This is a genomic window from Sphingobacterium sp. UBA1498 (genome assembly GCF_002325125.1).
Taxonomy (GTDB): Bacteria; Bacteroidota; Bacteroidia; order Sphingobacteriales; family Sphingobacteriaceae; genus Sphingobacterium.
In genome coordinates this window covers 30,026-54,346 of the sequence record NZ_DCRG01000021.1, presented here as the reverse complement: position 1 = coordinate 54,346, position 24,321 = coordinate 30,026, and the positions used below count along the sequence as shown (strand labels likewise).

Annotated in this window: 25 protein-coding genes; 18 read left to right on the top strand and 7 right to left on the bottom strand. The window is 37.6% G+C overall.

Annotation, left to right across the window (positions count from 1 at the left end; all coding sequences use genetic code 11):
* The gene (gene hutI / locus B3139_RS11480; protein WP_293883129.1) at positions 1-1,191 is read right to left on the bottom strand and encodes an imidazolonepropionase; all 1,191 of its coding nucleotides are present in this window, start codon (positions 1,189-1,191) and stop codon (positions 1-3) included.
* A 67-nt stretch (positions 1,192-1,258) separates the two neighbouring features.
* A complete protein-coding gene (gene hutH / locus B3139_RS11475; RefSeq protein WP_293883126.1) occupies positions 1,259-2,818 on the bottom strand; it encodes a histidine ammonia-lyase in 1,560 nt (519 codons plus the stop codon).
* A gap of 77 nt (positions 2,819-2,895) precedes the next feature.
* Between hutH and B3139_RS11470 the strand changes: the two genes are divergently transcribed.
* The 6 genes from B3139_RS11470 to B3139_RS11445 all read left to right on the top strand — a co-directional run bounded on the left by B3139_RS11470 (position 2,896) and on the right by B3139_RS11445 (position 9,750).
* On the top strand, positions 2,896-3,795 hold the full coding sequence (locus B3139_RS11470; RefSeq protein WP_293883124.1) for a LysR family transcriptional regulator: 900 nt from the start codon (positions 2,896-2,898) through the stop codon (positions 3,793-3,795).
* A 145-nt stretch (positions 3,796-3,940) separates the two neighbouring features.
* Positions 3,941-4,231 (top strand): antibiotic biosynthesis monooxygenase family protein, encoded by a 291-nt coding sequence (locus tag B3139_RS11465; RefSeq protein WP_293883121.1) that lies wholly within the window; start codon positions 3,941-3,943, stop codon positions 4,229-4,231.
* A 109-nt stretch (positions 4,232-4,340) separates the two neighbouring features.
* Positions 4,341-4,847 carry an S-ribosylhomocysteine lyase gene (locus tag B3139_RS11460; RefSeq protein ID WP_293883119.1) on the top strand — a complete coding sequence of 169 codons (507 nt, stop codon included), beginning with the start codon at positions 4,341-4,343 and terminating at the stop codon, positions 4,845-4,847.
* Positions 4,848-5,486 (top strand): hypothetical protein, encoded by a 639-nt coding sequence (locus tag B3139_RS11455; protein ID WP_293883117.1) that lies wholly within the window; start codon positions 4,848-4,850, stop codon positions 5,484-5,486.
* 269 nt (positions 5,487-5,755) lie between these two features.
* Positions 5,756-7,939, top strand: coding sequence for a bifunctional alpha,alpha-trehalose-phosphate synthase (UDP-forming)/trehalose-phosphatase (locus B3139_RS11450; RefSeq protein WP_209579288.1), 2,184 nt, complete (start codon positions 5,756-5,758; stop codon positions 7,937-7,939).
* Entirely contained in the window at positions 7,939-9,750 is a 1,812-nt protein-coding gene (locus B3139_RS11445) for a glycoside hydrolase family 15 protein (protein WP_293883114.1), read from the top strand. Before B3139_RS11450 ends, B3139_RS11445 begins: the two co-directional genes overlap by 1 nt.
* A 122-nt stretch (positions 9,751-9,872) precedes the next feature.
* Here B3139_RS11445 and B3139_RS11440 read toward each other — a convergent pair whose 3' ends face one another.
* Positions 9,873-10,142 carry a hypothetical protein gene (locus tag B3139_RS11440; protein ID WP_293883112.1) on the bottom strand — a complete coding sequence of 90 codons (270 nt, stop codon included), beginning with the start codon at positions 10,140-10,142 and terminating at the stop codon, positions 9,873-9,875.
* A gap of 178 nt (positions 10,143-10,320) precedes the next feature.
* Entirely contained in the window at positions 10,321-10,899 is a 579-nt protein-coding gene (locus B3139_RS11435; protein ID WP_209579285.1) for a hypothetical protein, read from the bottom strand.
* Between the two features lie 156 nt (positions 10,900-11,055).
* Here B3139_RS11435 and B3139_RS11430 point away from each other — a divergent pair, with 156 nt between their 5' ends.
* On the top strand, positions 11,056-11,373 hold the full coding sequence (locus tag B3139_RS11430) for a hypothetical protein (RefSeq protein ID WP_293883108.1): 318 nt from the start codon (positions 11,056-11,058) through the stop codon (positions 11,371-11,373).
* Between the two features lie 103 nt (positions 11,374-11,476).
* On the opposite strand, the gene B3139_RS11425 is transcribed toward B3139_RS11430, so the two are convergent.
* Positions 11,477-11,716 (bottom strand): hypothetical protein, encoded by a 240-nt coding sequence (locus tag B3139_RS11425; RefSeq protein ID WP_293883105.1) that lies wholly within the window; start codon positions 11,714-11,716, stop codon positions 11,477-11,479.
* Between the two features lie 392 nt (positions 11,717-12,108).
* Between B3139_RS11425 and B3139_RS11420 the strand changes: the two genes are divergently transcribed.
* The 7 genes from B3139_RS11420 to B3139_RS11390 all read left to right on the top strand — a co-directional run bounded on the left by B3139_RS11420 (position 12,109) and on the right by B3139_RS11390 (position 18,541).
* Positions 12,109-12,612: an RNA polymerase sigma factor gene (locus tag B3139_RS11420; protein WP_209579282.1), complete on the top strand. Its 504-nt coding sequence runs from the start codon at positions 12,109-12,111 to the stop codon at positions 12,610-12,612.
* A gap of 101 nt (positions 12,613-12,713) precedes the next feature.
* Entirely contained in the window at positions 12,714-12,908 is a 195-nt protein-coding gene (locus B3139_RS11415) for a hypothetical protein (RefSeq protein WP_293883102.1), read from the top strand.
* 313 nt (positions 12,909-13,221) lie between these two features.
* Positions 13,222-14,205 carry a DNA topoisomerase IB gene (locus B3139_RS11410; RefSeq protein WP_293883099.1) on the top strand — a complete coding sequence of 328 codons (984 nt, stop codon included), beginning with the start codon at positions 13,222-13,224 and terminating at the stop codon, positions 14,203-14,205.
* A 107-nt stretch (positions 14,206-14,312) separates the two neighbouring features.
* Positions 14,313-15,068 carry a Ku protein gene (locus B3139_RS11405; RefSeq protein ID WP_293883096.1) on the top strand — a complete coding sequence of 252 codons (756 nt, stop codon included), beginning with the start codon at positions 14,313-14,315 and terminating at the stop codon, positions 15,066-15,068.
* Between the two features lie 169 nt (positions 15,069-15,237).
* Positions 15,238-15,864 (top strand): hypothetical protein, encoded by a 627-nt coding sequence (locus B3139_RS11400; RefSeq protein WP_293883093.1) that lies wholly within the window; start codon positions 15,238-15,240, stop codon positions 15,862-15,864.
* Positions 15,865-16,017: 153 nt separating this feature from the next.
* On the top strand, positions 16,018-18,186 hold the full coding sequence (locus B3139_RS11395; RefSeq protein ID WP_293883090.1) for a GAF domain-containing sensor histidine kinase: 2,169 nt from the start codon (positions 16,018-16,020) through the stop codon (positions 18,184-18,186).
* A 112-nt stretch (positions 18,187-18,298) separates the two neighbouring features.
* Positions 18,299-18,541, top strand: a complete 243-nt coding sequence (locus tag B3139_RS11390) for a hypothetical protein (RefSeq protein WP_293883087.1) — start codon at positions 18,299-18,301, stop codon at positions 18,539-18,541.
* Positions 18,542-18,666: 125 nt separating this feature from the next.
* On the opposite strand, the gene B3139_RS11385 is transcribed toward B3139_RS11390, so the two are convergent.
* Both B3139_RS11385 and B3139_RS11380 read right to left on the bottom strand, forming a co-directional pair.
* Complete coding sequence (locus tag B3139_RS11385; protein ID WP_293883084.1) at positions 18,667-19,323, bottom strand: response regulator transcription factor; 657 nt, start codon at positions 19,321-19,323, stop codon at positions 18,667-18,669.
* Positions 19,324-19,333: 10 nt separating this feature from the next.
* The gene (locus B3139_RS11380) at positions 19,334-20,065 is read right to left on the bottom strand and encodes a hypothetical protein (protein WP_293883082.1); all 732 of its coding nucleotides are present in this window, start codon (positions 20,063-20,065) and stop codon (positions 19,334-19,336) included.
* A 345-nt stretch (positions 20,066-20,410) separates the two neighbouring features.
* On the opposite strand from B3139_RS11380, the gene B3139_RS11375 reads away from it, so the two are divergent.
* The 4 genes from B3139_RS11375 (at position 20,411) to B3139_RS11360 (ending at position 24,318) form a co-directional block, all read left to right on the top strand.
* Positions 20,411-20,917, top strand: coding sequence for an RNA polymerase sigma factor (locus B3139_RS11375; RefSeq protein ID WP_293883080.1), 507 nt, complete (start codon positions 20,411-20,413; stop codon positions 20,915-20,917).
* Between the two features lie 209 nt (positions 20,918-21,126).
* The gene (locus B3139_RS11370; protein WP_293883077.1) at positions 21,127-21,849 is read left to right on the top strand and encodes an SIMPL domain-containing protein; all 723 of its coding nucleotides are present in this window, start codon (positions 21,127-21,129) and stop codon (positions 21,847-21,849) included.
* Between the two features lie 277 nt (positions 21,850-22,126).
* Positions 22,127-23,479: a GH1 family beta-glucosidase gene (locus tag B3139_RS11365; RefSeq protein WP_293883074.1), complete on the top strand. Its 1,353-nt coding sequence runs from the start codon at positions 22,127-22,129 to the stop codon at positions 23,477-23,479.
* 323 nt (positions 23,480-23,802) lie between these two features.
* Complete coding sequence (locus tag B3139_RS11360; protein ID WP_293883071.1) at positions 23,803-24,318, top strand: hypothetical protein; 516 nt, start codon at positions 23,803-23,805, stop codon at positions 24,316-24,318.
* The last annotated feature ends 3 nt before the right edge of the window (positions 24,319-24,321 follow it).

Sequence of the window (24,321 nt, the reverse complement as noted above, 5' to 3'; positions counted from 1 at the left end):
TTATATTGATAATACTTCCGTACCATTTTTCCATACCGCTGTAGGCTGCAAACTTCCTTGGAAGTAAGTAATATTCTGATAATTGTCAGTTTTAAATAAACTAAAATCTGCACGCATTCCCTTCGCCAAAATCCCCCGGTCAGACAAGTTCAATGCCTTTGCCCCACGGTAGGTTAATGCCGCAAGTAGTTCAGCATTGGTCAACTTTTCTGCCGCTGCCAAAATCGTCGCACTTGTCAATAACTGTCCCATTGGAGCAGATCCCGGATTCCAATCACTACCTATGGCTAGGCATGCACCTGCATCTAACAGTTTTCTAGCGGGTGTAAAACCGCAACCCAATCCGATAGAAGCGGCAGGTAAAGCCACCGCGACAGTGTCCGACTGTGCGATAAGTTCAATTTCAAAAGCTGTTGATGCTTCAAGATGATCCGCAGATATAGCACCGAGTTCTACCGCAATCTGGCTTCCAGAAGTCGTAAACTGATCGGCATGAATTGTCAGATCGAAACCCATATTTTTTGCTTTTTGTAAATAAGCTACAATGTCCTGCCCCTGAAAAGCTGTCTTTTCGATAAATGCATCTATCCGATTTGATAGCCTTTCTGATTTTAATGCTGGAAAAAGAACTTCAGCCATCATATGAAGATAATCTTTTGCCGACCCATTGAAGTCCCGCGGAAGCATATGTGCTGCCAAACAAGTTGGGATAAGGTCTGGTTGTATTTGTCGATCTGATTCGCGGATGACACGCAATAATTTAAGTTCTTGTTCAACGTTAAGCCCATAACCGCTTTTAACTTCGATCGTTGTAATTCCCTGTTTCAATAGTAAATGTGCTCTCCTTATGGTGAGCTCTACCAATTCTCGGGCATCACAATCCCTTGTATGGGATACGGTACTCCAGATCCCCCCACCTGCCGCCGCGATCTCCAAGTAGCTTGAACCGGCATTTCGAAGGGCAAAATCATTTGCACGACTGCCTGCGAAAGCAATATGTGTATGGCAGTCAATAAATCCTGGCAAAACGACCTGATCTCCCTCAACATGTATCAGAACCGCCTGCTCCCCCCATTGCTGTTGTAATTGAGCAAAAGCGGCCACATCCATTATCGTGTTTCCTGCGATTAAAATCCCACCCTCTTTAATAATAGACAATTGGCTATCGTCGATTGGACCTTTTATAGGCATATTTGACATCGTTAATATTTGCCTAAAAGGCCCAACTAATTTTAACTCCTTTTTCATCATTCCTTGTTTAAAATACCTCAAACTGCTGTTTTAGCTCTTCAGCAATCTCTCCAGCAGCATATTGACCATGCAATGCAATAAGCTCGCCTGATTTCACCATTTTTAATGCTTCAGTCAGCAGCTCTTCCATCGGCTGGTCCGATTCAATATGTGGAATGGACTGACGGATTCTCCCGTGGATAGCTTCCAGTGAAGCAGTTGATGTTAACGGTTGATGATAATCTTTGGCTTGGGCTGCGCACAACAGTTCAATGCTCAATATTTTGTCGACATTATCAATCACCTGCAACAGTTTTCGTCCAGCGATAGATCCCATACTCACATGGTCTTCTTGGCCTAAAGAGGTTGGAATACTATCGGCACTCGCCGGAAAACAAAGTCCTTTATTCTCACTTGCTAGAGCCGCCGTGCTATATTGTAAGATCATAAATCCTGAATTGAGTCCAGTCGATTTCATCAACAATTTGGGTACACCGTTGGTTTGGCCTTCTAAAGACAGATAGACCCTTCGATCAGAAATATTCCCAATTTCAGACGCCGCCAGCGTGGCATAGTCCAAAGGTAATGCAATGGATTGCCCATGAAAGCTACCACCGCTAATGGTTAGTTCGTCGTTAATGATCACAGGGTTATCAGTCACCGCATTTATTTCAATTTCGATGGTATCCTTTAAATGAAACCAAGCGTTGCGTGATGCGCCATGAACTTGAGGAATACAACGCAAAGAATAAGGATCTTGCACACGGGAACAGTGTTTGTGACTTTCTAAAATAGCCGATCCATGAAGCATATGAAAGATGCTTGCAGCGACATAACGATTTCCCTTATGTGGTCGTAATTCATGTAGCTCCGAAAAGAAGGGTTTTATCGAACCATTTAAGCCTTCAATCATTAAAGAGGCAATAATATCGGCATTTTGAAGCATACGATTCAGTTCAATAACGCCCATAACGCCATGTGCCGCCATAAATTGAGTCCCATTGATCAGCGCCAACCCTTCTTTTGCGCCTAAGTGAATCGGTGCCATACCGTATTTTTCCAAAATGGCGGCTGTATGCACAACATTCCCTTCTACCTTTACTTTTCCTAAACCAATTAATGGCAAAAATAAATGAGACAAAGGCGCTAAATCACCCGATGCTCCCACTGATCCTTGTTTTGGCACAACAGGAATGATATCGTTCTCAATATGCCAAATCATCCGCTCAATTGTACTGTATTGAACACCCGAGAATCCTTTAGAAAGCGCGTGAACTTTAAGGATAAGCATCAACTTAGCTAAATCATCGCTTATAGGTTCACCCACACCGACAGCATGGCTTTTAAGGATATTTTCCTGTAATAATTGCGTTTGACCAGCATCAATGCGAGTGGTACACAGCGGACCGAAACCCGTGTTGATCCCATAGACGACCTCGCCGCGTCCAACTATTTTGCTGACGTAACTAGCGCTTTGATCGATCTTGTTCCTAACATCGGATGATATCGCTCCCCGAACCAATCCTTTCGCTATTGCTAAGGCTGTGGAACAAGTCAAATGCCCACTGCCGTATAAAAATATATCCATCTTACGATCTGCTTTACTCAAAAGTACTTGCTATATTTGATAAGCAGAAATACCATTTTGATCATCAATTGATAACCATGAATTATCAAATAGAGTTTAGACACTTATTGTACTTCAAAGTATTGGCCGAAGAATTGCATTTCCGAAGGGCGGCGGAAAGATTGTTTATTGCACAACCGGGCTTGAGCAGGCAAATTAAGCAGTTGGAGGAATATTATGGGGTATTACTTTTTGAACGTACTAAGCGGAATGTCATGTTAACCGAGGCCGGAATGTATCTATTTAAAGAGGTGCAAGAGTTATTTAGACATTTAGCACAAATTGAAACTCAACTTCAGAGTTATGCCAATGGTAAAATAAGCACCTTAAAGCTCGGTTTTATCGGATCGGCTGTTCAGACTATTCTTCCGGAATTACTTATTAATCTAAAAAAGCAACAGCCCGACATTGAGTTATCTCTTCATGAATTGGCGAATGAAACGCAGCTGGATCTGCTGGAAAAAAAAGAATTAGACTTGGGATTCGTCCGTCTTTCCGAAACCCCGCTTGGGCTGAGCAGCCAACCGATATATACGGAGCATTTCAGTCTTGTATTACCCAATAATCATCCGTTTTTAATGTCTCAGTATCCAAGTCTGAATGCCTTAAAAGACGAATCATTTATCTTATTTTCCAAAAACTATAGTCACTCCTATTACGATCTGGTCATGAGTATTTTCAGTGATCATAAGTTTATTCCCAAAGTAACGCTTCGTACAGTCAATGCATTGACCATATTTAATATGGTGGCCCAGGGGCTCGGTGTTGCTATTGTTCCATCTTCGTTAAAAAATGGATATCATGTTGATGTCTCGTTTTTCGAATTGGATGCTTTACCACAGCGAACAACTCTTTCATTAGTTTGGAACGACCAAAATCGTAATCCTGGAGTTCCTTTAGTCGTGCAGCTTATGAATTTACAAATTAATAATGCATAGCTACATTTGATACAGTGATAAGACCTAAATCCTTCTTAAACTGCATATAGAATAAATTACCTGGATAAGATTGTCACTGTATTGCATATAAAAAACAAATTCTCTAAGTTTGATATATTACTAAATTTAAATAAAAAACGAAATTATGATTTTAGAAGTAGCTGTATTACAAATTATTGAAGGGCAACAATCCAATTTTGAGAGAGATTATAAAACAGCTTGCCAGTATATCAGTGCAAGTAAAGGTTATATCACGCATTCTCTCCGTAAATGCATCGAAAAGGATAACCAGTACATCCTGTTGGTGGAATGGGAAACGTTAGAGGACCATACCATCGGTTTCAAGGAGTCTGCATTATTTATGGAATGGGAGAAACTTTTACATCATTACTACGATCCATTCCCAACAGTCGAACATTACGAAGTGTTAAAATAGTCGTTTTTTAGCCCTTTTCTATAATAATCTAGTATCTTTGTAGAAATTTTTAATATTCAACTTTTAACCCCTATGAGGCCAAAAGCTTTGTAGCACTGAACAGATTAAGATGTACACAAAAGAAAAAGCAAAAGTAAATAGTTTTACGGTAGATCATACCAAATTGAAACAAGGGATCTACGCAAAGGCTTCTACGACCAATAACAGCAATGTCGAAAATTATACAACTTACGACATTCGCATGATTAGGCCAAATTCTCCTGAGCGTATGTTGTCTCCTGAAGTAATGCATACACTGGAGCACTGCTTTGCAACGGAAATTAGAACGATTTTAGGTGATGAAGTCATTTATGTGGGCCCGATGGGATGCTGTACAGGATTTTATGTTGTATTGGCCGGAACAGCGCGAACTCCTCAAAACGTAGCGGAGTTGATGAAGGAGGTGCTCGAAATAATTCTTACAGCAGGATATGAAGTTCCTTTCCAAAATCCGATTAGCTGTGGAAATTACACATTCATGGATTTTGATTCGTCAAAACAAGCTTGTGTTAACTTCTTAAATTTAATCACTGCTGGAGAATTGCAATTCGAATACCCATATATTGAAGAAAATTAAATGATCCTGAATAAAGATATTGAAACGATAATCTTGGTAGCAAATAAGAACGAACTATCTTTTCATTCACCAAGTAAATCCACTTACATCTATGAAATTGGTGTTGGCAAAGTGAATGCGCTCTTGTCTGTCGCCAGACTTTACGAGGACATTAAAACACTGGGAATTAATCCAATTGTTCTCAATGTTGGCACAGTGGGCTGTACACGGCATCCGATAGGACATGTTCTTTATCCGTCCTATTACGCACAAGGAGACGCTTATACAGATGGATTTTTTCTAGAGAACACGTTATTTTTTAAGGGGCAGGGAGTATTGGAATCGATATCGGCTGAAGAGTTTCGTTACGAAGATGCACTTTTGACATCGGATCGTTTTATCCATGTAAATTCATCTTTCTATCAGGATATTAAACATTTAAACCCTATGGCTTTTGACATGGAATCTTATGCGCTAGCGAATTTCTGTTTCCAAAAGAATCTTGCCTTTCATAGTATTAAAATCGTTTCAGACAACTGCGATGGTACAGTGAAAGATTGGGAAAGTATTCTAGGAGAAATTTCAGGTAGACTAGGTAACATACTCGATCAATTCATGAAAAAGCTGGATGCAGAAAGAGCTCCAGTGAACCTATCGTAATCCAACTGAATATACCATATTAGGGCCTGTAAAAAATACAGGCCTTTTTGTTGCTATTACTTTGCTATTCTGAATACAACTGCCCCAAAGGTTGTCCGTTAGATTTTAAAAAAAGCAGAAATATACTTCGCCTTCGTTCCGATTGGTCCTTGTAATTTGAATTTATCCAAACTATTTTCCCCCAAGGTTGTTAAAATATTGGATTAAATACCCACCGTTATATTCGATATAACTCTTCTACACGACAAATAAATCGATCTAATATTCTTATGAAAAAAAAGAAGAAAATAATAATTTCAAATAGACTGCCGATACAAATAGAACGAAAAAAAGAAAAATTAATCATCAAACCCAGTGCAGGAGGACTGGCCACTGGTTTAAATTCAGCCTTTGATACAGATGCCATCTTATGGGTTGGATGGCCCGGAATTGTGCCTAAAGATGAAGAGGAAAAGGAGAAAATTGTTGAGCTCCTAAAGCCGATGAACTTACTTCCTGTCTTCTTATCAAAAGACGAAATTCGCAATTTCTATGAAGGTTATTCAAATGAGGTGCTTTGGCCTATCTGTCACTATCAACCGAGCTACATCCATTTTGATCCCGAATATTGGTCTACCTATGTAGCCGTGAATAAAAAGTTTTGTGAAGCGGCTCTTTCTATCGATGAGCTTTCTGATTTCATCTGGGTTCAGGACTATCAGCTTATGCTACTCCCCCAGTTGTTACGCTCAGAAAATCAAGAACTCAACGTTGGTTATTTTCATCATATTCCCTTCCCTTCAGAGGAACTGTTTATGAACATCCCACAACGTAAAGAGTTAGTTGAAGGCTTGCTTGGAGCAGATCTTATCGGATTTCATACCTTTGCTGACAGTCAAAACTTTCTAAATGCCTGCAAAAAAATTCTGCACGTTTCGTCGGGCTATAATCAGTTAAAATATAAAGACCGACATATATTTATCGAATCTTTTCCCATGGGCATTGACTTTCACAAATTTGTTGAAGTCAGTACCCAACCAAAAATTCAGGCTGTAGCTACCCAATTTAGAAGTCACTTTCCTGATCAAAAAATTATTATCTCAGTCGACCGGCTCGATTATAGTAAAGGAATTTTAGAAAGACTGCGCGCTTACCTGACCTTCCTTCAAAAATATCCTGAATGGCACACAAAGGTTGTTTTATATATGCTAATCGTGCCATCTAGAGATAAGGTATCGCAATACAAAAAATTGAAAGATGAGATTAATCGAACAGTAAGTGAAATCAATTCTATTTATGGAAACCTCAGCTGGACACCGGTATTGTATTTCTACAAATCGCTTCCATTCGAAGAGTTGGTTGCGTTATATGTTGCATCAGATATCTGTATGATTACTTCCACTCGCGATGGAATGAATTTGGTGAGTAAAGAATACATCGCCAGTAAGACGTTATCGAAAGGTGTATTGATATTAAGCGAATTTGCAGGCGCTTCCAAAGAACTCGTTGATGCCTTGATTATCAATCCATTTAATCGTATGGAAACTGCAGATAGTATTTATCAGGCGCTAAAAATGGCTCCTGAAGAGATTCAAGAAAGGGCCGATGCCAATATGCAAATTATACAGAAATTTAATGTACAGCATTGGGTCCAGCTCTTTACCAATCGCTTAGCTGAAACTAAGGCTATACAGCGTGACGAATGGGCGAGACGAATTTCGGACAAAGTATTTAACAGTATTTCTGAACGCTATAGCAAAAGTAGCAATAGACTTTTCTTTCTGGATTATGACGGTACGCTGGTCAAATTTCAGAACCATGCGCAAAAGGCAACGCCAACAACGCTACTCTATAATCTTTTGGACAACATTATTTCAGATCCACTGAACACGTTAGTTATCATAAGCGGCCGTTCACAGGAAAGTTTATCATCCTGGTTTGATGGCCGGTCCTACTATCTTGTTGCAGAACATGGCATATGGTCTAATTTCCCCAATTTCAGCTGGTCATATAAAAAAGGATTAGCGCTACATTGGATGCCCGAAGTAAAAAAGCTGATGGAAAAATTAGCCGATCAAACCCCTGGTGCCTTCATGGAAGTTAAGCCATATTCTTTAGCGTGGCATTATCGCAAAGTCGAACTCGGATTGGGCGAACTAAAGGCAACAGAACTTAAAGAGGTATTAAATCCAATGTTGAACGAATATGGACTACAGTTATTGGATGGAAATGCTGTCATTGAAGTTAAAAATACAGAAGTTAATAAAGGTAAGGCTGCATTGGAAATCGCTGGCCATATAAAGCCCGATTTTATGTTGGCAATTGGTGACGATATTACCGATGAGGATTTATTTCGGTACTTACCTCAGTCAACCATAAGTATCAAAGTAGGCAGTAACAAATCTGCAGCAAAATATTATTTAGATGAACAAGAAGATGTTCTTCAATTTTTGAATCAACTTATTATAAAATAATGAGCGAAAACACTACTGAAAAAAGACATACCTATCAATCTGGAATCATCGGTAACTGTTCCTATATCGCGCACGTCGGCATTGACACAAACATATCCTGGTTGTGCTGGCCTTCGTTTGAGGACAGCTTTGTATTCGGCAGCTTGATTGACAAAAATCAAGGGGGAACGTTCAGGATTAGTTCTGAAGAGCCTATTGTTGAAACGAAGCAGTATTACATCAAAAATTCAAATGTACTCTGCACAGAAATACATACCGACTCCTATGGTTATCGTATCACAGATTTTGCACCGCGGTTCGAACAATTTGGGCGGTACTTTAAGCCGCTAATGTTGATACGGAAAATTGAGCCGCTCTATGGAGCTCCAAGCGTCAACATCAAGTGTCAACCAACTGGCGACTATGGCCGTGTGGCGCTAAAGCCGACACGCGGAAGCAATCATATTCTTTATACGAGTGACCAGATCAGAGAACGAATTCGGCTGACTACTGACTTGCCCATTTCTCACTTCTTTCAGGATGAGAGCTGGACCATCATAAGTGAGAACAGATATCTTGTACTCACCTATGATTCGGCCTTTGAATCGGCCATTGAGAGTACTTGTGAAGATTTTCTTCAAAAGACAATCAGTTATTGGCAACGTTGGATTAAACGATGCAGTATTCCCAACATTTACCAAAAAGAGGTTATCCGATCAGCGTTAGTGCTTAAGCTTCACCAATATGAGGACACGGGAGCAATTATCGCCGCCTCAACCACTAGTTTACCTGAATATCCAGGCTCTGGAAGAAACTGGGACTACCGCTATTGCTGGGTACGCGACAGTTATTATGTACTGACCGCCCTAACACATATTGGTCAATTTGAAGAAATGGAAAGCTTCGCAAATTACATTGCTGGCATCACTCATCGTAATCCGGGAAGACTTCAGCCGCTGTACGGTATTCTTGGTACCACAGAGCTTACCGAACAGATCTTACCGTACTTAGAAGGCTATCAGGGAAGTGGTCCGGTACGAATTGGAAATCAAGCTTTCGAACATATTCAAAATGATGTTTATGGTCAGGCGATGATTGCATTACTACCGCTCTTCACTGATCAGCGCTTTAAAATTCATGAGAATAAAAACGTTTTGGGATGGGTGAATTTCATCCTCGAAAAGATTGAGGCTACGATCGAGGAAAAGGATGCGGGCATCTGGGAATTCAGAAACTTTGCAAACCACCATTGCTATTCTAACTTATTTCAATGGGTCGGATGTAAAGCGGCACTACTAATTGCGCGCCAAAACGGTTATCAAGACATGGAGGATCGCGCAAATATCCTCCTAAAAAAGGCAGAAGCATATATTGAGGCTTGCTATGATGATGATCGTAAGGTCTATCAAAATGCAATAAATAGCAGTAATTTGGATGCCAGCACCTTGCAGCTGATCGTAATGGACTATTTAGATCCGAAATCGGAAAAGGCGCTACATCATCTCGAAATGCTTGAGAAAGAATTAAAGGGAGAAAATGGCCTTTTCTATCGATATAAACATCAAGATGATTTCGGAAGACCCAAATCGACTTTTTTGGTCTGTGCATTTTGGTATGTAGAAGCGCTGGCTTGTGTCGGAAGGGTCGATGAGGCGAAAGAAATTTTAGAGCGTTTACTGACCTATAGTAATCACCTCGGCTTATTCAGTGAAGATGTAACCGAAGAAAATGGCAGTCAGTGGGGTAACTTTCCTCAAGCATACAGTCATGTTGGATTGATGAACGCTGTTTATCGTTTAGCAATAAAGCTAGATAAGCCAATTTTTCATTAACACAAAAATGTGCGATCAATAAAAGTTGATCGCACATTTTACATACCCTATATTTTTTACATCTATCGTATTTAGGACAGATGACCGTTTTTGAATTGTGCTTGTTTCGATGAAGTAGCTACTTAAATGAATGCCTGTTTATATTGATTAAAATGTTCACAAATCTCCTCCGTCTCAATTCGCTTACCCATCAAATCGATAAACCGATTTTTGTACAATGAAAAAATATAAAGTCCTGTTGCCAAACTTCCTACAATAAAAATGCCCTCAAATTCATTGCTTTTCACTAGCTTGTTGTTAAGATGGCACTCGTTGAGTAATGGAATATTATAAGAAGACCATTTACCCATTCTATCTTTAAGTACCAATCCAATATTTTTTGTTGCTGTCATCGTCTCACTTGTTTTTGAAGAAACATCAACTGCACCTCAATTGTTTTCTGAATTGAATGCTTTTAAAAAAGAAAGGGTCTTTCTTACCAAAGAGCACGTAGTAATACGTTCGAAAAAAAAGCATGGTCCGAATTCTTTTGGAGCCATGCTTTTTGAGGTCTTAATTAATTTTCGCTACTTAGCGCTTACCAGGTAAATAGATTTGAAAACCCACACCAAAACCTAATCCACTTGCACCGCTACCGGTATTTATATTGGCTTTACTATAGTTATAACCGAAAGTCGTTTCCAATGCGACTGTTCGAGTTATAAAATGAGCATAACCAACATTTGCCCCTACCGCAAGAGCAACATCTTTACCCTTAGAGCTTCCCGAAATACCGATATCACCCTGCCCAAAAAACCTTCCTGTGGTTGAACCAGCATTTGGAAAATAATATCGCACAAATGGTGCTATCCCATACGTCCAATCGTTATCGGCATCCTTGATAGTAGTTAAACCAAGATTAGCCTGCGCACCAATAGCTAAACCATCCGAAACAAAATAACCAGCTCTAGGTTGAAGTGCTATATTAAATGATTTTCCTTCAAAACTATAACCCAAATTACCGATCGATCCACCAACCATCCAGTTGCCCTGACGTATCGGTTCAATGCCGACCTCTGAAGACATCTGAGGAGTTGTCTCAATCTTCTGGGCTTGCGCTTGATAGCCAATACCCGCTGTTATTAATAAAAGAAGTGTAAATTTTCTCATCGTATCTCTATTATAATTTATAAATAACTTTAATTGAACTAATAACAAGATCGATAAATGAAAAGTTTTGAATTTGTTATTAAACTTTACTGGATACATTTATAAAAAAGAATCAACCAATAAGAGTTGAAGAGTGTTCTCTTTTAAAAAAAAATTATGAATGCAACGATTCGATTTAATGATACCTATTCACAGTATCTCAACAACAATGCACTATTCCTAAATGGAATAGATCCCTTAGACAGCGATCCATCTACACATGATGGTAGCCGTACATATACCCCACCCAAGGTGCCCGATCTTGATGATGTAACTCCGGATCTGTACTATCCAGAAAATGCCGATGGGCCTGATCCAAGTGAGGAAGAACAACGTGATCGCAACAATGAGGAAAAAATCCAAACAGAAGAAGATCATGACGGAGCACAACCAAATCGTTCTGAACAAGATGATGATGATTTGGAATCAATTTAAAAACAAAAAAACTTCCTCGATTGAGGGAGTTTTTTTTAGACAAACGCTTTAACAAATTTATAGGGCTTATCCTTTATAAGCCGAATCGCCGTTATCAACAATACTACTTACCACTAATACTATCTTTTCTTAGTGTATCTGATAGACTCGTATCTTTCTGCATGCTCATCTTTTGCTGCTCGCTTAAATTATACCGTGTCTCATCGGCGTCAGTCGGCGCAATGTTGTCCGATTGCCCCGCTCCCTCAGATGTATTGTTTTTGGAATTTTGACAGGAGAATAACATTACGCCCCCCATCATTAATGTCGATGCAATTAATGCAAATTTTCTAGTCTTCTTCATAGTCTAATTGTTTTTATATTAAATATTTATCTAAGAACCACAATCAAAACTAATTAGTTTAACAAAAAGACAAAAAGACTTTTAGATACCTGTGGAAGAAAATAGACGATCATTACATTTAAACAAAAACGTGGCACCCCGTAATTTAGACATTTCTTTAGGGAACAAATACCCTTTCAAAATCACATCAATTGATGCTGATTGACGATTAAGATCGAGTGCAGTTTGCCTTATTGTAGTTTTTCTGCTACAAAAGCAATTATTCTGGTTATACGTATTTTTCACATATAGTTGCTTGAACAAAGTTTTAGAAGAATTAAAATCGAAAAATTAGCACTCTAATTGTACTTACTTCCCCAAATAAAACATCCATCAATTTAACAAACGGTATTATGAGCAATTACAATTTAAATTTATTAGTCGAAGAAAAGAGAAGCCTTTTGAAACATTTTGCTGGTAAATTTACGAATGATCCAGATGAAAAAGAGGATTTAATTCAAGAAACACTTATTCGTGCATTAAAATCGATTGATGATTTTATCCGCCATCCCAAATTAATGTCTTGGCTATATGTTATCATGAAAAATGTATATATCAATCAATATCGCAAGGCTAAACGAATTACCGATATCCACGACACGTATATCGGCCTGGAGAGCAGCAATACGGTAGAAGCCAATAAAAGCGAGAATAAATTTATTGCGGACGACATTGAAAAAGCCATGTGCAGTTTATCAGAAGAGAACTACCAGGTGTTCCAGATGTTCCTTGAAGGGTATAAATATCATGAGATAGCGTCCTATTTTGGCATTCCAGAAGGTACAATCAAAACGAGAATACACATGACGAGGAAGAAACTGCAAAAGCAACTCAAGGTGTATAAAAAAGCGGCTTAAGACTCAAAATTAAACTGAAACAAGTTAAATATTGTAAGGTTATCTTATTACGAAGATCTTAACGAGATATAATGATGCGCAAATTAATAGAAATAAAAGGTATGAAATCACGAGTTAAAATTACAAATCAGCAAGATATGGTCATTATGCTCATTATTTGCGGTGGTCCTATTGGAAAAGGAACTGTTAAAACAGTCGAACAGGGAGAAGTTTTGAATGCATCAGGAAACAAACCGATCAAAACGGATCATGAGAAAGGCAAAAAGAACTCCTATGCTGATCGAGAAAATAGATAGATTGACCATACGGGATATACCGACCTTTGCAACACCGCTAACTTGTTAGAATAATATTGTTGCTTTTCTAAAACGGAACTAATGTTTATTTCGTTCTTCTAAGCAAAAATAATTATTCACTCACCAAGAAATTAAATGGAACTCAACACTATAAAGGACATTAATCGAACAGGCGATGATATACGGGTTAATAGGGATAGCATTGCGAATCTATCCTCTTAACATACCATAGCAACGCAGGAGTATATCAAGATGCTTGCAAACAGGGCTAAGCTATCTTAAACATTGGATCACGTTGACTTTAAAGAGTAATATGAAAATAAAGGCTGGATATACCAGAAAGAAAATAGGCAAGTCTTTTAAATATTTCGATATGTCCGGAACGGAAGTTTCGGATCAAAAGATTTTAGATAGAATTACGAAGTTAGTAATTCCACCCAATTGGAAGGATGTGTGGATTGCCAAAAGTGCCAAAAGCGACTTACAAGCTTTTGGGTTCGACCAGAAAGAGCGTAAACAATATATTTATCATTCGAAATTTGTTGACGAAAGGCAAGCAGCAAAATTTAGCAACGTCCTCTTTATGGGGAAATACTTGCAGGAGTTGAGAAAAATCAGCACAAAACATATTAAGCGCGAACAGTGGGACATGAATAAATTGTGTGCGATTGCTTTTAAAATTATGGATAGTACACTGATACGTATCGGCAATAAGCGCTACACCCTCACCAATAAGTCTTACGGCCTGAGCACGTTGGAAAAAAGACACGTTACTATTGCGAATAATACGATATCGTTAGCATACAAAGGAAAAAAGGGAGTTTTTCAACAAAAATCATGGTCCAATAGTCAACAGGCAAAGCTACTGACGGAACTGCTAAAAATGAAAGGGAAAAGGATATTTCAGATTGATAGCGCAGATTGCGAAAGCAGCTTCTGTGGTTCCGCTTTTAATCACTATTTACGGGAAAATTCGAAAGGCCAAATCAGCTGCAAAAGTATTCGTATTTGGGGAGCTAGCCGGGAAGCATTTTATCAGCTTGCGCAAATCAAACCGGCGGAGGCTATCAATGCGCGCAAAAGACAGCTCAATAATGTCATTAAAAATGTTGCTGAGCAACTAGGTAATACTAAGACCGTTTCACAAAAATATTATGTCCATCCTGCAATACAGCGCGTGTTTATGGAGGGACAGTTCCCAACGATTAAAAATAAATTACCTTTAGCTAAACTGGAAGATAAATTATTCCGTTTTCTGCGGAAGAATAGTCAAGTAGGTGTTGCAGCAGCGAACTAATATGCGATCGCCTTTCTAAGCAGTTGATTTAGGAAGGCTATTTCATAAAAATTTCAAACCATTTCATGCGCATCAAGGTTCTGCTAATAACACTAAAAAGATTATTTATGCGTGCAATTTGGACTGGAGCTATTGGTTTTGGATTGGTCAATATTCCAATTAAATTATACAGTGCAACAGAAAGCGCTTCCTTAGATTTGGATATGCTCGATCGGAAAGATTTAGCCAATATCAAATTTAAGCGTGTAAATGAAAACACGGGTAAAGAGGTGAAATGGGACAATATTGTCAAAGGGTATTTTATGAAAGACCATTATGTTGTTTTGGAAGATGCAGATTTTGAAGATGCAAGTCCGGAAAAAACAAAATTGATCAATTTGCATGCGTTTGTAAAGGTAGCAGATGTTGATAGTGTATATTTTGAAACACCCTATTATTTAGAACCGCAGAAAGGTGGTGAAAAAGCGTACCAACTCTTGATCAAAGCGCTGGAAAAAACAAAGATGGCTGGTTTAGGATCTTTTGTTATGCGGAACGTTGAACACCTAGCTATTATAAAGCCTTATGAAAATGCATTAGTATTGAATAAAATTCGTTATCAACAAGAGATCAGAACGCTTGATGAACTAAAACTACCGAACAAAATAAAAATTCAAAAAGCAGAGATGGACATGGCAACACAGCTGATTGAGCAACATAGCAAATCTTTTGATATCAGTAGCTATAAAAATGAGTATATGGACGACCTTTTAAAAATAATTAAACAAAAAGATAAGGGTAAGCGACCAACCATTCGAAAAATGAAAGTAAAGCATACAAAAGCGGATGATTTGCTTGCAAAACTTAAAGCTAGTTTAGGTTAATCGAAGCATGTAGCATAGACCCGTAATCGTCAAAGTAAGGTCAAGTATAGGATAAATTCCGATTAACTCCATTGAGCATTAAATAGCATTACACGTTCAATTGATAGTATAATAGCGAAAAGGCTAAAAATAACGGTTGGGTTTAATTAGTCAAAGAAAAGGAGGAACTATGAAAAATATTATTCCAGAACAGAAAGATGGCAAACGATTAGATTGTTTTGAGTCACTGGAGTTTCCAAGCGAGGCGATTGCCAGTATGGCTTTTGATTTGGCGGTAGATAATCTAAAAAACGTTAATCATTGGTATGAATTAGCAGAGCTTCCGGCAGCAGTATTTCAGCTCACTTCCGGTTACGGTACGCCCATCGAACGCTCCTTGGAATTGCACGATTACATCAGACTAGACATTCCTGGCCCCGGACTTCCAGCTAGTGACGGTTACGACTGGGTAAACGTAGTTAATCTGATGTCCGAGAAAACCTCGGATTACAAGGTATTCGCAATCACACTAAAGCCTTGCCCCGATCCAAGTCATCCAGAAGATAAAAATACAGCTCACTTTTTTGAAGGAATTTCTTCATCGACTTTTCTGATCGAACAACGTAGAAACAGCTTGCTGTTCCAATATGCTGGGAGAAATGAAATCATTAACGTAGACAACGAGAAAGTAAGTGACAACATCCGAAATTATTTCGTTGGTTTAGCGGCCAAATTGGGGGCTTCCTATCCACAGTGGAAATCACTGATCAAAGGTATGGCTAACGTCATAGCAAAAAAATTTGATGTGCGAATGTAGTTGATTTTTCCAAACAGAAGTTGCTGTACTTTCCTATTGGTGTTGTAAAGGACTCCAAAACTTGCTTTTTATAAGCTTACCCCCGTAATTTTTAGCTGTATTACAGTAATTTATCCGTATATTTAGCTATATCATAAGGAATCTTGGGGTAGCATGAATCATACATATCAATCTAACAGCCAATTACTCAATAAGCTTCAATCTTTTGGAAGTCTCGTGGTTCTAAACCGGGATTTTATTGTTGTCGGAATATCAGAATCTGCTTTACATGTGGATTGTTTAAAAGAAAATATATTAGGAACAAATTTTTTTCATAGTGTAAGCAATCTATTTGGCGAAGCATGGGTAAAGGTCAAAAATGCAGTGACTGATTTTATTGATGGACAACAATCAAGCCATATTTTAACCATTAAAGTAAATAAAGAACGTATCTATTTAAAATTGCGAAAACATGATCAATTCATTTATTTAGAATGGGAAAGACAGCACAAAAAAAACATCGCTGCTAAAAAAATTAATGAACTTAATTTCCTGCTTGATAGTATTCAACCCAATAATTGGGATCGTGTTTGTGCTGCAGTGAGCAAATTACTAAATTATGATCGGGTTTTTGTTCTACACATCCAGGAAACAGGCTATAGCACAGTGGTTGCCGAGCATACTACCACTGGGAAATCTCATTTCAAAGGAAAGGAATTCTCAAAAGATTTTATGCCCGAAGAAGCTTTGGAATACTATAAAAGCTATTCATATCGATATGCCCCACATATTGAAATCGAGGGGCAAGAATTTTATTATACGGACAATAGGGTTGATTCTCTTTCGAGTTTGTTATCTCCATTACCAGAACTCCATCGTCTCTTTCTAAAAAAAATAGATGTGCAAAGCGCCTTGTTTTTTCGCATTTGTATCGATGACGACTTTTGGGGACTTGTAGTTGCCCAAAACAAAGAAAAATGTTTAGTTGATCTGCAACAACGAAAACTATGTACATTCGCCATCCAGGCTGCAGCCAGCAAATATGAAAGCTATATTAAACAGAATCTTTTGGAAAGAACAGAACTTCTTAAAAATGCTGAAGAAGAACTGAAGAGAAGCCTAGCCGAAAATAAGATGGTAAATTGTGCTCTTATTCAGCATATGGATATCTTGACCAAATTAGTACATGCAGATGGTTTGGCTATATTTAATCATGGTGATATTTTTAACTATGGACATGCCCCCCATAAATCACAATTTTATGAAATCATCCAATTTCTCCAAAATTATACCGATAAGCCAGTCTTTAAAGATTACAATTTTCGTCTGAATCATCAGGATAAGTTTAACGATAAACTTGAATTTGCAGGTTTAATGTATTTAAAAGTCGGTTTGGAAAATGACTATTATATTGTTTGGTTTAGAATAGAAAACCGTAGTCAGGTGATGCAGATGATGTTGAAAAATACAAAACCTGAAAACAAACGACTCAAAATTTGGGAGGACATACGTTACGATGTCGCCAAACCCTGGAATGATGCTGAAATCAATTTCGTTCTTCGCCTAAACCAAATCATCAAAGAATCTATTTTTGCCAAATTAAAAGAACGCCAATTACTGAATGAGGAGCTTCTCAGTTTAAATAATGAGTTGGAAATGTTTACCCATACCTTATCTCACGATTTAAAGAATCCATTGTCCATCTTAAAAATGGGAATACAATTCCTACAACAGCACCCGGACAATATTGACTTGACAAAAATCAACAGATGGTATCAGAATTTCAACCGAAGTGTTACGAACATAGAAGATATCATTAATAATATGGTTCAAATAAGCCAGCACCGCTCCAGCATTTTGGACAAGGAACCGATTCCGATGGCATACACGATACAGCGTATTTTTCAAGAAAACAGCATGCTGTACAATGTTAATAATTGTGAGCCCCGTTTTGGAACGCTATTACCTATCTGGGGCGAGAAAAGTGCAGCATATCAAATTTTTTCAAACTTAATTATTAATGCAATAAAATATTCAGCACAATCAGATACGCCAATAGTAACAATTGATAGTTGCCATGAAAATGACCATACGCATTATAGAATTGAGGATAACGGTATTGGAATTCCGAGCGAGCAATTGCCACATATTTATGAAATGTTTACCAGGGCCGATAATGTAGGTTCAATACCTGGTACTGGCATTGGTCTTTCACTTGTAAAAAGAATAATGGAACGGTTAAGCGGAAGAATAGAAATTGAATCTGAAGTCGGCCAAGGTACTACCGTCCACCTGTATTTCCCTATTGTTAAACCGTTCCCTGAACAAATGTTGGTCGATTGATCCCTGATCTTGAATACTTAAATCTGTCAAACTATTTTCCACTAGACATTGTTTATTTATAAAAAGAATAGCATCCCTTAAAATGGGTTGTAATCAACTAAGGAAAATCGAAATGGAAGAAATATTATCACAAAGTGCAGTAGTAAAACGAGGTATTATTATTGCCTACTATTTTAGTAACATATGGTACGGAAAAGGGTTGCTTGGGAAACATACAGCACCGGATCCAAATGACACTGATCCTAGCGAGCATCCCCAACCAGACTTAGACGAAATCGATCCCGAAGAAGAGGAAAACATCAATTATAAACATCAGAATTTATCGGTGGAAGACGATAGTAAAAAAAGAGGTTAAAACAAATCCATACTGTGTTAAACATATCGAAGATCCAACTATTCTGAAAAATACAGATTGACCGTTACGTCAATCTGTATTGGATATGACAAGTCATCAAATACAGGGTTGAATTGATAAACCTATTAATTTAAAATACCTCTTTCGAAAGCAAATTTAACCAAATGTGCGGTATTTTTCACTCCTGCTTTATCAATTAGGTTTTGCCTATGGCCTTCAACTGTACGCTTGCTTAAAAAAATCTTATCTGCAATTTCCACATTGGTATACCCCTCAGCTATGAGTTTTAATACTTCGAGCTCTCTATCCGAGATGTCGAAATCGTCATACATTTCTCCTCGCAGCTGTGTATAGCTCTGTCCGGAGCTGACTTGATCCAATAGTATCATGGCGATTTCCTCACTCAGATACCGACCACCAGCAGCAATATGATTTAATCCAAATAGTAATTCGCTATACCCCACATTTTTAACCAAATAGCCAGATAGTCCAGATTCGAAAGCTTCAATAACATAATTAATTTGGTTCAGCATGGATAATATAACCACTTTAACTTTTTCATACTGCTTTTTTATCACCTGCAGTAGTTCCATCCCATCCATTTCATCCATACTGATATCGGTCAATACAATATCCGGGAGAGGATTCGAAGCTAAGAAATGAAGAGCCTCTTTTCCATTAGATGCCTCCCCTATAACTTCAAATCCATCTTGCGATTCCAATAGTAATTTTATTCCGTTACGAACAACCATGTGGTCTTCAACCAATAGGATTTTTATCATTATTATCTGTTTAAATAGTCAATTTAATTAAAATACCGGTCGCCAGCGAATCATTCATAATGCGTGCATTGTATAGTTCAGCAATCTTTGTTAAGCGCATAGGATTATTTACAGACGGTGTTTTTGAGAGTGCATCTCCCTGTCTAAAAAAGGGAGAAATTTTAATTAAGATCTCGCATTCAATCACCTGTACTGAAATCGCAATAGCCTGTGCAGATACCTCGTCATTTAAATATTGAAATAATGCCGTTATGAATTTAAATAGATGGACTTGTGTCTCCCGATGCAACTCGCTCAAATGCGGATCAAGTAACGTATCAATTGTAAAACCTGATTGATTTTTATAACTCCCTACCAATTCATCTACAGCATGAAAAATTCCTAAGTCATTTAAAATCGGATTGTAAAGTAAAACTGCTTTATTGCGAATTTCTATAACTAAAGTCCCCAATGAATCACGTAAACAACGTAATTCTTCAAAATCTCCATATCGATTCGTAAAATTTTGAAGTGATATACGCATTCCATAGAGCTCCTGAGCCAATTCGTCACGGAAATATCGTCCTATTTTTCCAAGATCATCCTGTTGATTTTTGATAATCGATTTATAGAAGTCCTCCTGACTACCATCCCACGCCTGCTTCAATTCCGAATGATCTTCCAAACTTTCGCACTGTTCTTTCGCTCCTTCCGATACGTCAAAATATATTTTTTTATTGTCGTTCCCCATATTGCTTTCCACGTCATGTTGTACTTATAACCATTAAAATAGGGCAACAGTTTTAAAAATTAATATCTATTTCTGTAAATAAAATGTACAAATTAATGTACTGCGTATAAATACGTATAAGCGATAGATAAAAAGGGGAAATTACACAGGAAAACACTCATTGTTTAAGCAAAATTGAGCAACTAAAAAATTTTGGCACTACAAAAAAACAATTTAAAAGTCTGATTTAAAACTATTTAAAAATAAACCATACCATACCCATGACTTAAAAATCAGTACAGCTACTATTTTCATACCTGTTTTCTAGCATCCTAATTGCAGTAAATCCACCAAGATAGACACTTAAAATTTGATAAAATGGAAAATACAACAATCGATCAACTGTTTAAGGAAAAAAGACCTACATTAAAATATTTGGCAGCGCAATTTACAAATGATCCGGATGAGCGGGAGGACTTGGTGCAGGAAACCATGGTTAGGTCACTAGCATCTATCGAAAAGTTCGTGAAACATCCTAAGTTGATGTCATGGCTCTATATCATTATGAAAAATACGTATATCAATCAATATACGCGTAATAAACGACTGGAGAACTATAGAAGTGAATATATCAGCACTGGCTATCGAAACGACATGACAACAAATCGTGGAGAGAGTAATTTTGTGGCATCGGATATCCAACACGCATTAAATAGTCTTTCAAAAGACTATTACAATGCTTTTGTAATGTTCTTAGAGGGATTTAAATATTATGAGATCGCTGAGCATCTGCGAATTCCTGAGGGTACCGTCAAAACACGGATACATATGGCTAGAAAGTCATTGCAAAAGCAGCTTAAGATATATTCAAAGAGCGTTGATTAGTATAATCGATACACTAAAAAAGACAGTTTACAAAGCAGTCATGGCCAGAAGAAATTCTGGCCATTTTTATTCAAACTATTCAAATAGCCTATTAAGTTTATTCTTGCAACCAATTCCTTCAAGTGATGTTTGCTAATAGGTATCTCCTATATATTTATTATATTTAAGAGATTACTTAACTATCAATATCATATCGAACATCATAATGTATGAAAAAGCAATTCATTTATATCTTTCTAATCGGCTTAAGCGGAACCATATTTTTATCTTCCTGCGGTAAAATATCCAATGACAATCAAAATAGAATTCGTGTCAGTGGTGAGGGAAAGATCAGAATCATGCCAGATCAAGTAACCTTAACAATCAATACGGCTTTTACAAAACCAAGGATGGTAGATGCTGTACGAGAGACGCAAGCCACTGTCGACACGGTAATAGCTTTGCTGCAAAAATACGAGAATGAGAAAGAAGATATTAAAACAAGTAGTGTTTCGGCCAACAAAGACTATCAATATGTTGCTAATACCAATAAATTTGTAGGTTACCAGGCGCAGCAAACAATCGATTTCGTTTTACATGATTTATCTAAATTCACCGAATTGACAGGAAAACTGTTAGAAACTAAAATAAGTGGAATTGGATCTATTTCTTTCGGTCACTCTAAAGCAGACAGTATTTTGAGAGAAGCCGACCTCATTGCGTATGATGACGCTTTAAAATCTGCAAAAAAACTTGCTTCTCGGGCTGATATTAAAATTGGGAAACTGTTGTATTTGTCCAATGATGGAAGCGCGTCAAACGAATCAAACCAATATCGAACAGGAATGGCTTTAGAGACATTCAATAAGGGATATGGTGGTGATGGCTTCAAAATTACACCAGAAGTTTTAGAATTCAAGAGAACGATATTTACGGAATTTGAAATCAAATAGTTCTTTTCTGCCAGCTGATCGAATCACTTATTGTCGTGATATTTAATCTTTCGTTCACATCGACTTCATATAAGTTTTGTTACTTTATAGTACGATAGTTACTGAAGTTAAAAGAGATTAACGTATGTATTATGAAAACAATAAGCTATTTTGTCGGGCGGATTTTATTTAGAATCTTTTTGGGTCAATTCAGTTCATTTTATTCACCGTTAAGATTTTACAAAACTTAATGGTTTAAAAGAATTGACATTAAGATCCAATAATTATATTATCATACATGCTTTTAACCAAAGACGCCTTTGGCGAAGATTTTATATGGGGAGTTTCCACAGCTGCCTACCAGATTGAAGGGGCTCACGACTTGCATGGGAAAGGGCCGTCAATATGGGATGTGTTCGTACAAAAAAAGAATCGCGTATTCCAAAATCAACATGGTAATGAAGCCTGTGATTTTTACAATCGGTATGTCCATGATTTATATCTGATGAAGGGAATGCATATTCCTAATTACAGATTTTCTTTATCATGGAGCCGTATATTTCCAAACGGAATAGGCGAAGTAAATCAAAGAGGTCTGGATTTTTATGACCGCCTAATTGATCTATCTCTTGAACTTGGAATTACTCCATGGATTACATTGTATCATTGGGATCTACCGCATGCATTAGAGAAAAAAGGTGGGTGGGTAAACCGTGAGGTGAAAGATTGGTTTGGAGAATTCGTTTCCAAATGTGTGCAAACCTATGGCGATCGTGTCAAGAACTGGATGGTGCTCAATGAGCCTACTGTCTTCACTGCCGCGGGCTATTTCTTTGGTGTACATGCGCCGGAAAGAAGAGGCTTGGGCAATTTTTTGGCTGCAGTCCATCATGCTGCTTTAGCACAGGCACAGGGAGGGCGAATCATTAAATCAATACAAGCTGATAGTCATGTTGGCACCACATTCTCCTGTTCTCATGTAGAACCTTTTTCTTTAAGAGATAAGGATATCGTAGCGGCAAAAAAAGCAGATGTATTGCTGAATCGTCTCTTTATAGAGCCGCTTTTAGGTATGGGCTATCCGACAGAAGAGATTAAAATCCTGAATAGAATCGAAAAGTACATTCAAGTGAATGATGAAAAAGATTTGAAATTTAACATGGACTTCATAGGGGTACAAAATTATACACGGGAAGTTATACGATACGCAATGTTTGTTCCTTATCTTCGAGCGAAAATAGTATCTGCGAAAGAGCGTAAAGTTGAAATGACCGAAATGAATTGGGAGGTTTACCCAGCTTCCATCTACTATATGCTTAAAAAATTTAGTACATATCCTAATATGCCCCCTTTAATAGTCACGGAGAATGGAGCGGCGTTTGCCGACCAAGTAGAAAATGGTATCGTTCATGATCCAAAAAGAGTTACCTATTTACAGGACGCTTTACAACAAATTTATCGTGCAAAACAGGAAAATGTAAATATCAAAGGGTATTTTGTATGGACTTTTCTTGACAATTTTGAGTGGGCAGAGGGCTATCGTCCAAGATTTGGACTTGTTTATGTTGATTTCAAAAATCAACAGCGTATTATAAAATCTTCTGGGCAATGGTACGCAAATTTCTTAAATAACAACTCTAGTCATTCTTAGTATGGTGATAAGACCGATTAGTAACTTTTAATAAAATTACTGAAAAAAGTATTGCTAAAACAACGACCAAAATCGTACCTATCAAAGGACCAATGCTCGCTTGCCAATCCCAAAATATACTGACAATCCCGAGGATTGAGCATACTGTATAATTCAATAATAGAAAATAATCCGACTTCTTTAACAAGTTAGTTCGCTTAATCTCAATGATACTCTCCAATGTTGCCTATAATAAAATTAAAAAATATGTATAACTAATCTGTCTGATTACATAAATATAAATATCTTTAATAAAAAACATCGAAAAATTAAAGGCGCATTTTATGAAGACTTTTCAATTTAAATCACATCATGTAAAAAAGGGCTTAATGTTCGGATTAGGTTATTTAGCAGTATTAATTGTGGTCCTTTATGTCTTTTTTGGTGGTATAAATGGGCTTGCCGATGCGGCAAATAATTTCGGTTCCGCGAAAGGTTTAGGCATATTGGTCACGGTAGTTGTAATTGGACCACTTATTATCCTCCTGCAATTCATTAATCCTAAAATCGATATACAGGTCGACAGTAAGAATTTATCCATTCAGAGCTCGAAAAAAATTCCCAAAACTATTCCACTAGCGACAATACATTCCATGGAAATCAACCAGAAGCTGGTCAACCAGCTTCAGATATTTGATCAAAACAAACAACTACTCGCTACAATACATCCTCAAACCGACACCAATGTGATTTTTTCAATTGCCAGTACGATAGCATTACATGGTGAATTTGTAGTGACAAAAGGAAACAAGAAGATTTTCGGGAATGCTGTTCCAACGGTCTCCTATTTAAGGCAATAAACT

Coding starts and splice junctions, on each gene's coding strand:
- B3139_RS11470 (WP_293883124.1), top strand. CDS start 2,896: ATGAATTATCAAATAGAGTTTAGACACTTATTGTACTTCAAAGTATTG.
- B3139_RS11465 (WP_293883121.1), top strand. CDS start 3,941: ATGATTTTAGAAGTAGCTGTATTACAAATTATTGAAGGGCAACAATCC.
- B3139_RS11405 (WP_293883096.1), top strand. CDS start 14,313: ATGCGTGCAATTTGGACTGGAGCTATTGGTTTTGGATTGGTCAATATT.
- hutH (WP_293883126.1), bottom strand. CDS start 2,818: ATGGATATATTTTTATACGGCAGTGGGCATTTGACTTGTTCCACAGCC.
- B3139_RS11425 (WP_293883105.1), bottom strand. CDS start 11,716: ATGAAGAAGACTAGAAAATTTGCATTAATTGCATCGACATTAATGATG.
- B3139_RS11370 (WP_293883077.1), top strand. CDS start 21,127: ATGAAAAAGCAATTCATTTATATCTTTCTAATCGGCTTAAGCGGAACC.
- B3139_RS11410 (WP_293883099.1), top strand. CDS start 13,222: ATGAAAATAAAGGCTGGATATACCAGAAAGAAAATAGGCAAGTCTTTT.
- hutI (WP_293883129.1), bottom strand. CDS start 1,191: ATGCCTATAAAAGGTCCAATCGACGATAGCCAATTGTCTATTATTAAA.
- B3139_RS11450 (WP_209579288.1), top strand. CDS start 5,756: ATGAAAAAAAAGAAGAAAATAATAATTTCAAATAGACTGCCGATACAA.
- B3139_RS11455 (WP_293883117.1), top strand. CDS start 4,848: ATGATCCTGAATAAAGATATTGAAACGATAATCTTGGTAGCAAATAAG.
- B3139_RS11460 (WP_293883119.1), top strand. CDS start 4,341: ATGTACACAAAAGAAAAAGCAAAAGTAAATAGTTTTACGGTAGATCAT.
- B3139_RS11395 (WP_293883090.1), top strand. CDS start 16,018: ATGAATCATACATATCAATCTAACAGCCAATTACTCAATAAGCTTCAA.
- B3139_RS11400 (WP_293883093.1), top strand. CDS start 15,238: ATGAAAAATATTATTCCAGAACAGAAAGATGGCAAACGATTAGATTGT.
- B3139_RS11390 (WP_293883087.1), top strand. CDS start 18,299: ATGGAAGAAATATTATCACAAAGTGCAGTAGTAAAACGAGGTATTATT.
- B3139_RS11375 (WP_293883080.1), top strand. CDS start 20,411: ATGGAAAATACAACAATCGATCAACTGTTTAAGGAAAAAAGACCTACA.
- B3139_RS11385 (WP_293883084.1), bottom strand. CDS start 19,323: ATGATAAAAATCCTATTGGTTGAAGACCACATGGTTGTTCGTAACGGA.
- B3139_RS11415 (WP_293883102.1), top strand. CDS start 12,714: ATGAAATCACGAGTTAAAATTACAAATCAGCAAGATATGGTCATTATG.
- B3139_RS11445 (WP_293883114.1), top strand. CDS start 7,939: ATGAGCGAAAACACTACTGAAAAAAGACATACCTATCAATCTGGAATC.
- B3139_RS11430 (WP_293883108.1), top strand. CDS start 11,056: ATGAATGCAACGATTCGATTTAATGATACCTATTCACAGTATCTCAAC.
- B3139_RS11435 (WP_209579285.1), bottom strand. CDS start 10,899: ATGAGAAAATTTACACTTCTTTTATTAATAACAGCGGGTATTGGCTAT.
- B3139_RS11365 (WP_293883074.1), top strand. CDS start 22,127: ATGCTTTTAACCAAAGACGCCTTTGGCGAAGATTTTATATGGGGAGTT.
- B3139_RS11360 (WP_293883071.1), top strand. CDS start 23,803: ATGAAGACTTTTCAATTTAAATCACATCATGTAAAAAAGGGCTTAATG.
- B3139_RS11440 (WP_293883112.1), bottom strand. CDS start 10,142: ATGACAGCAACAAAAAATATTGGATTGGTACTTAAAGATAGAATGGGT.
- B3139_RS11420 (WP_209579282.1), top strand. CDS start 12,109: ATGAGCAATTACAATTTAAATTTATTAGTCGAAGAAAAGAGAAGCCTT.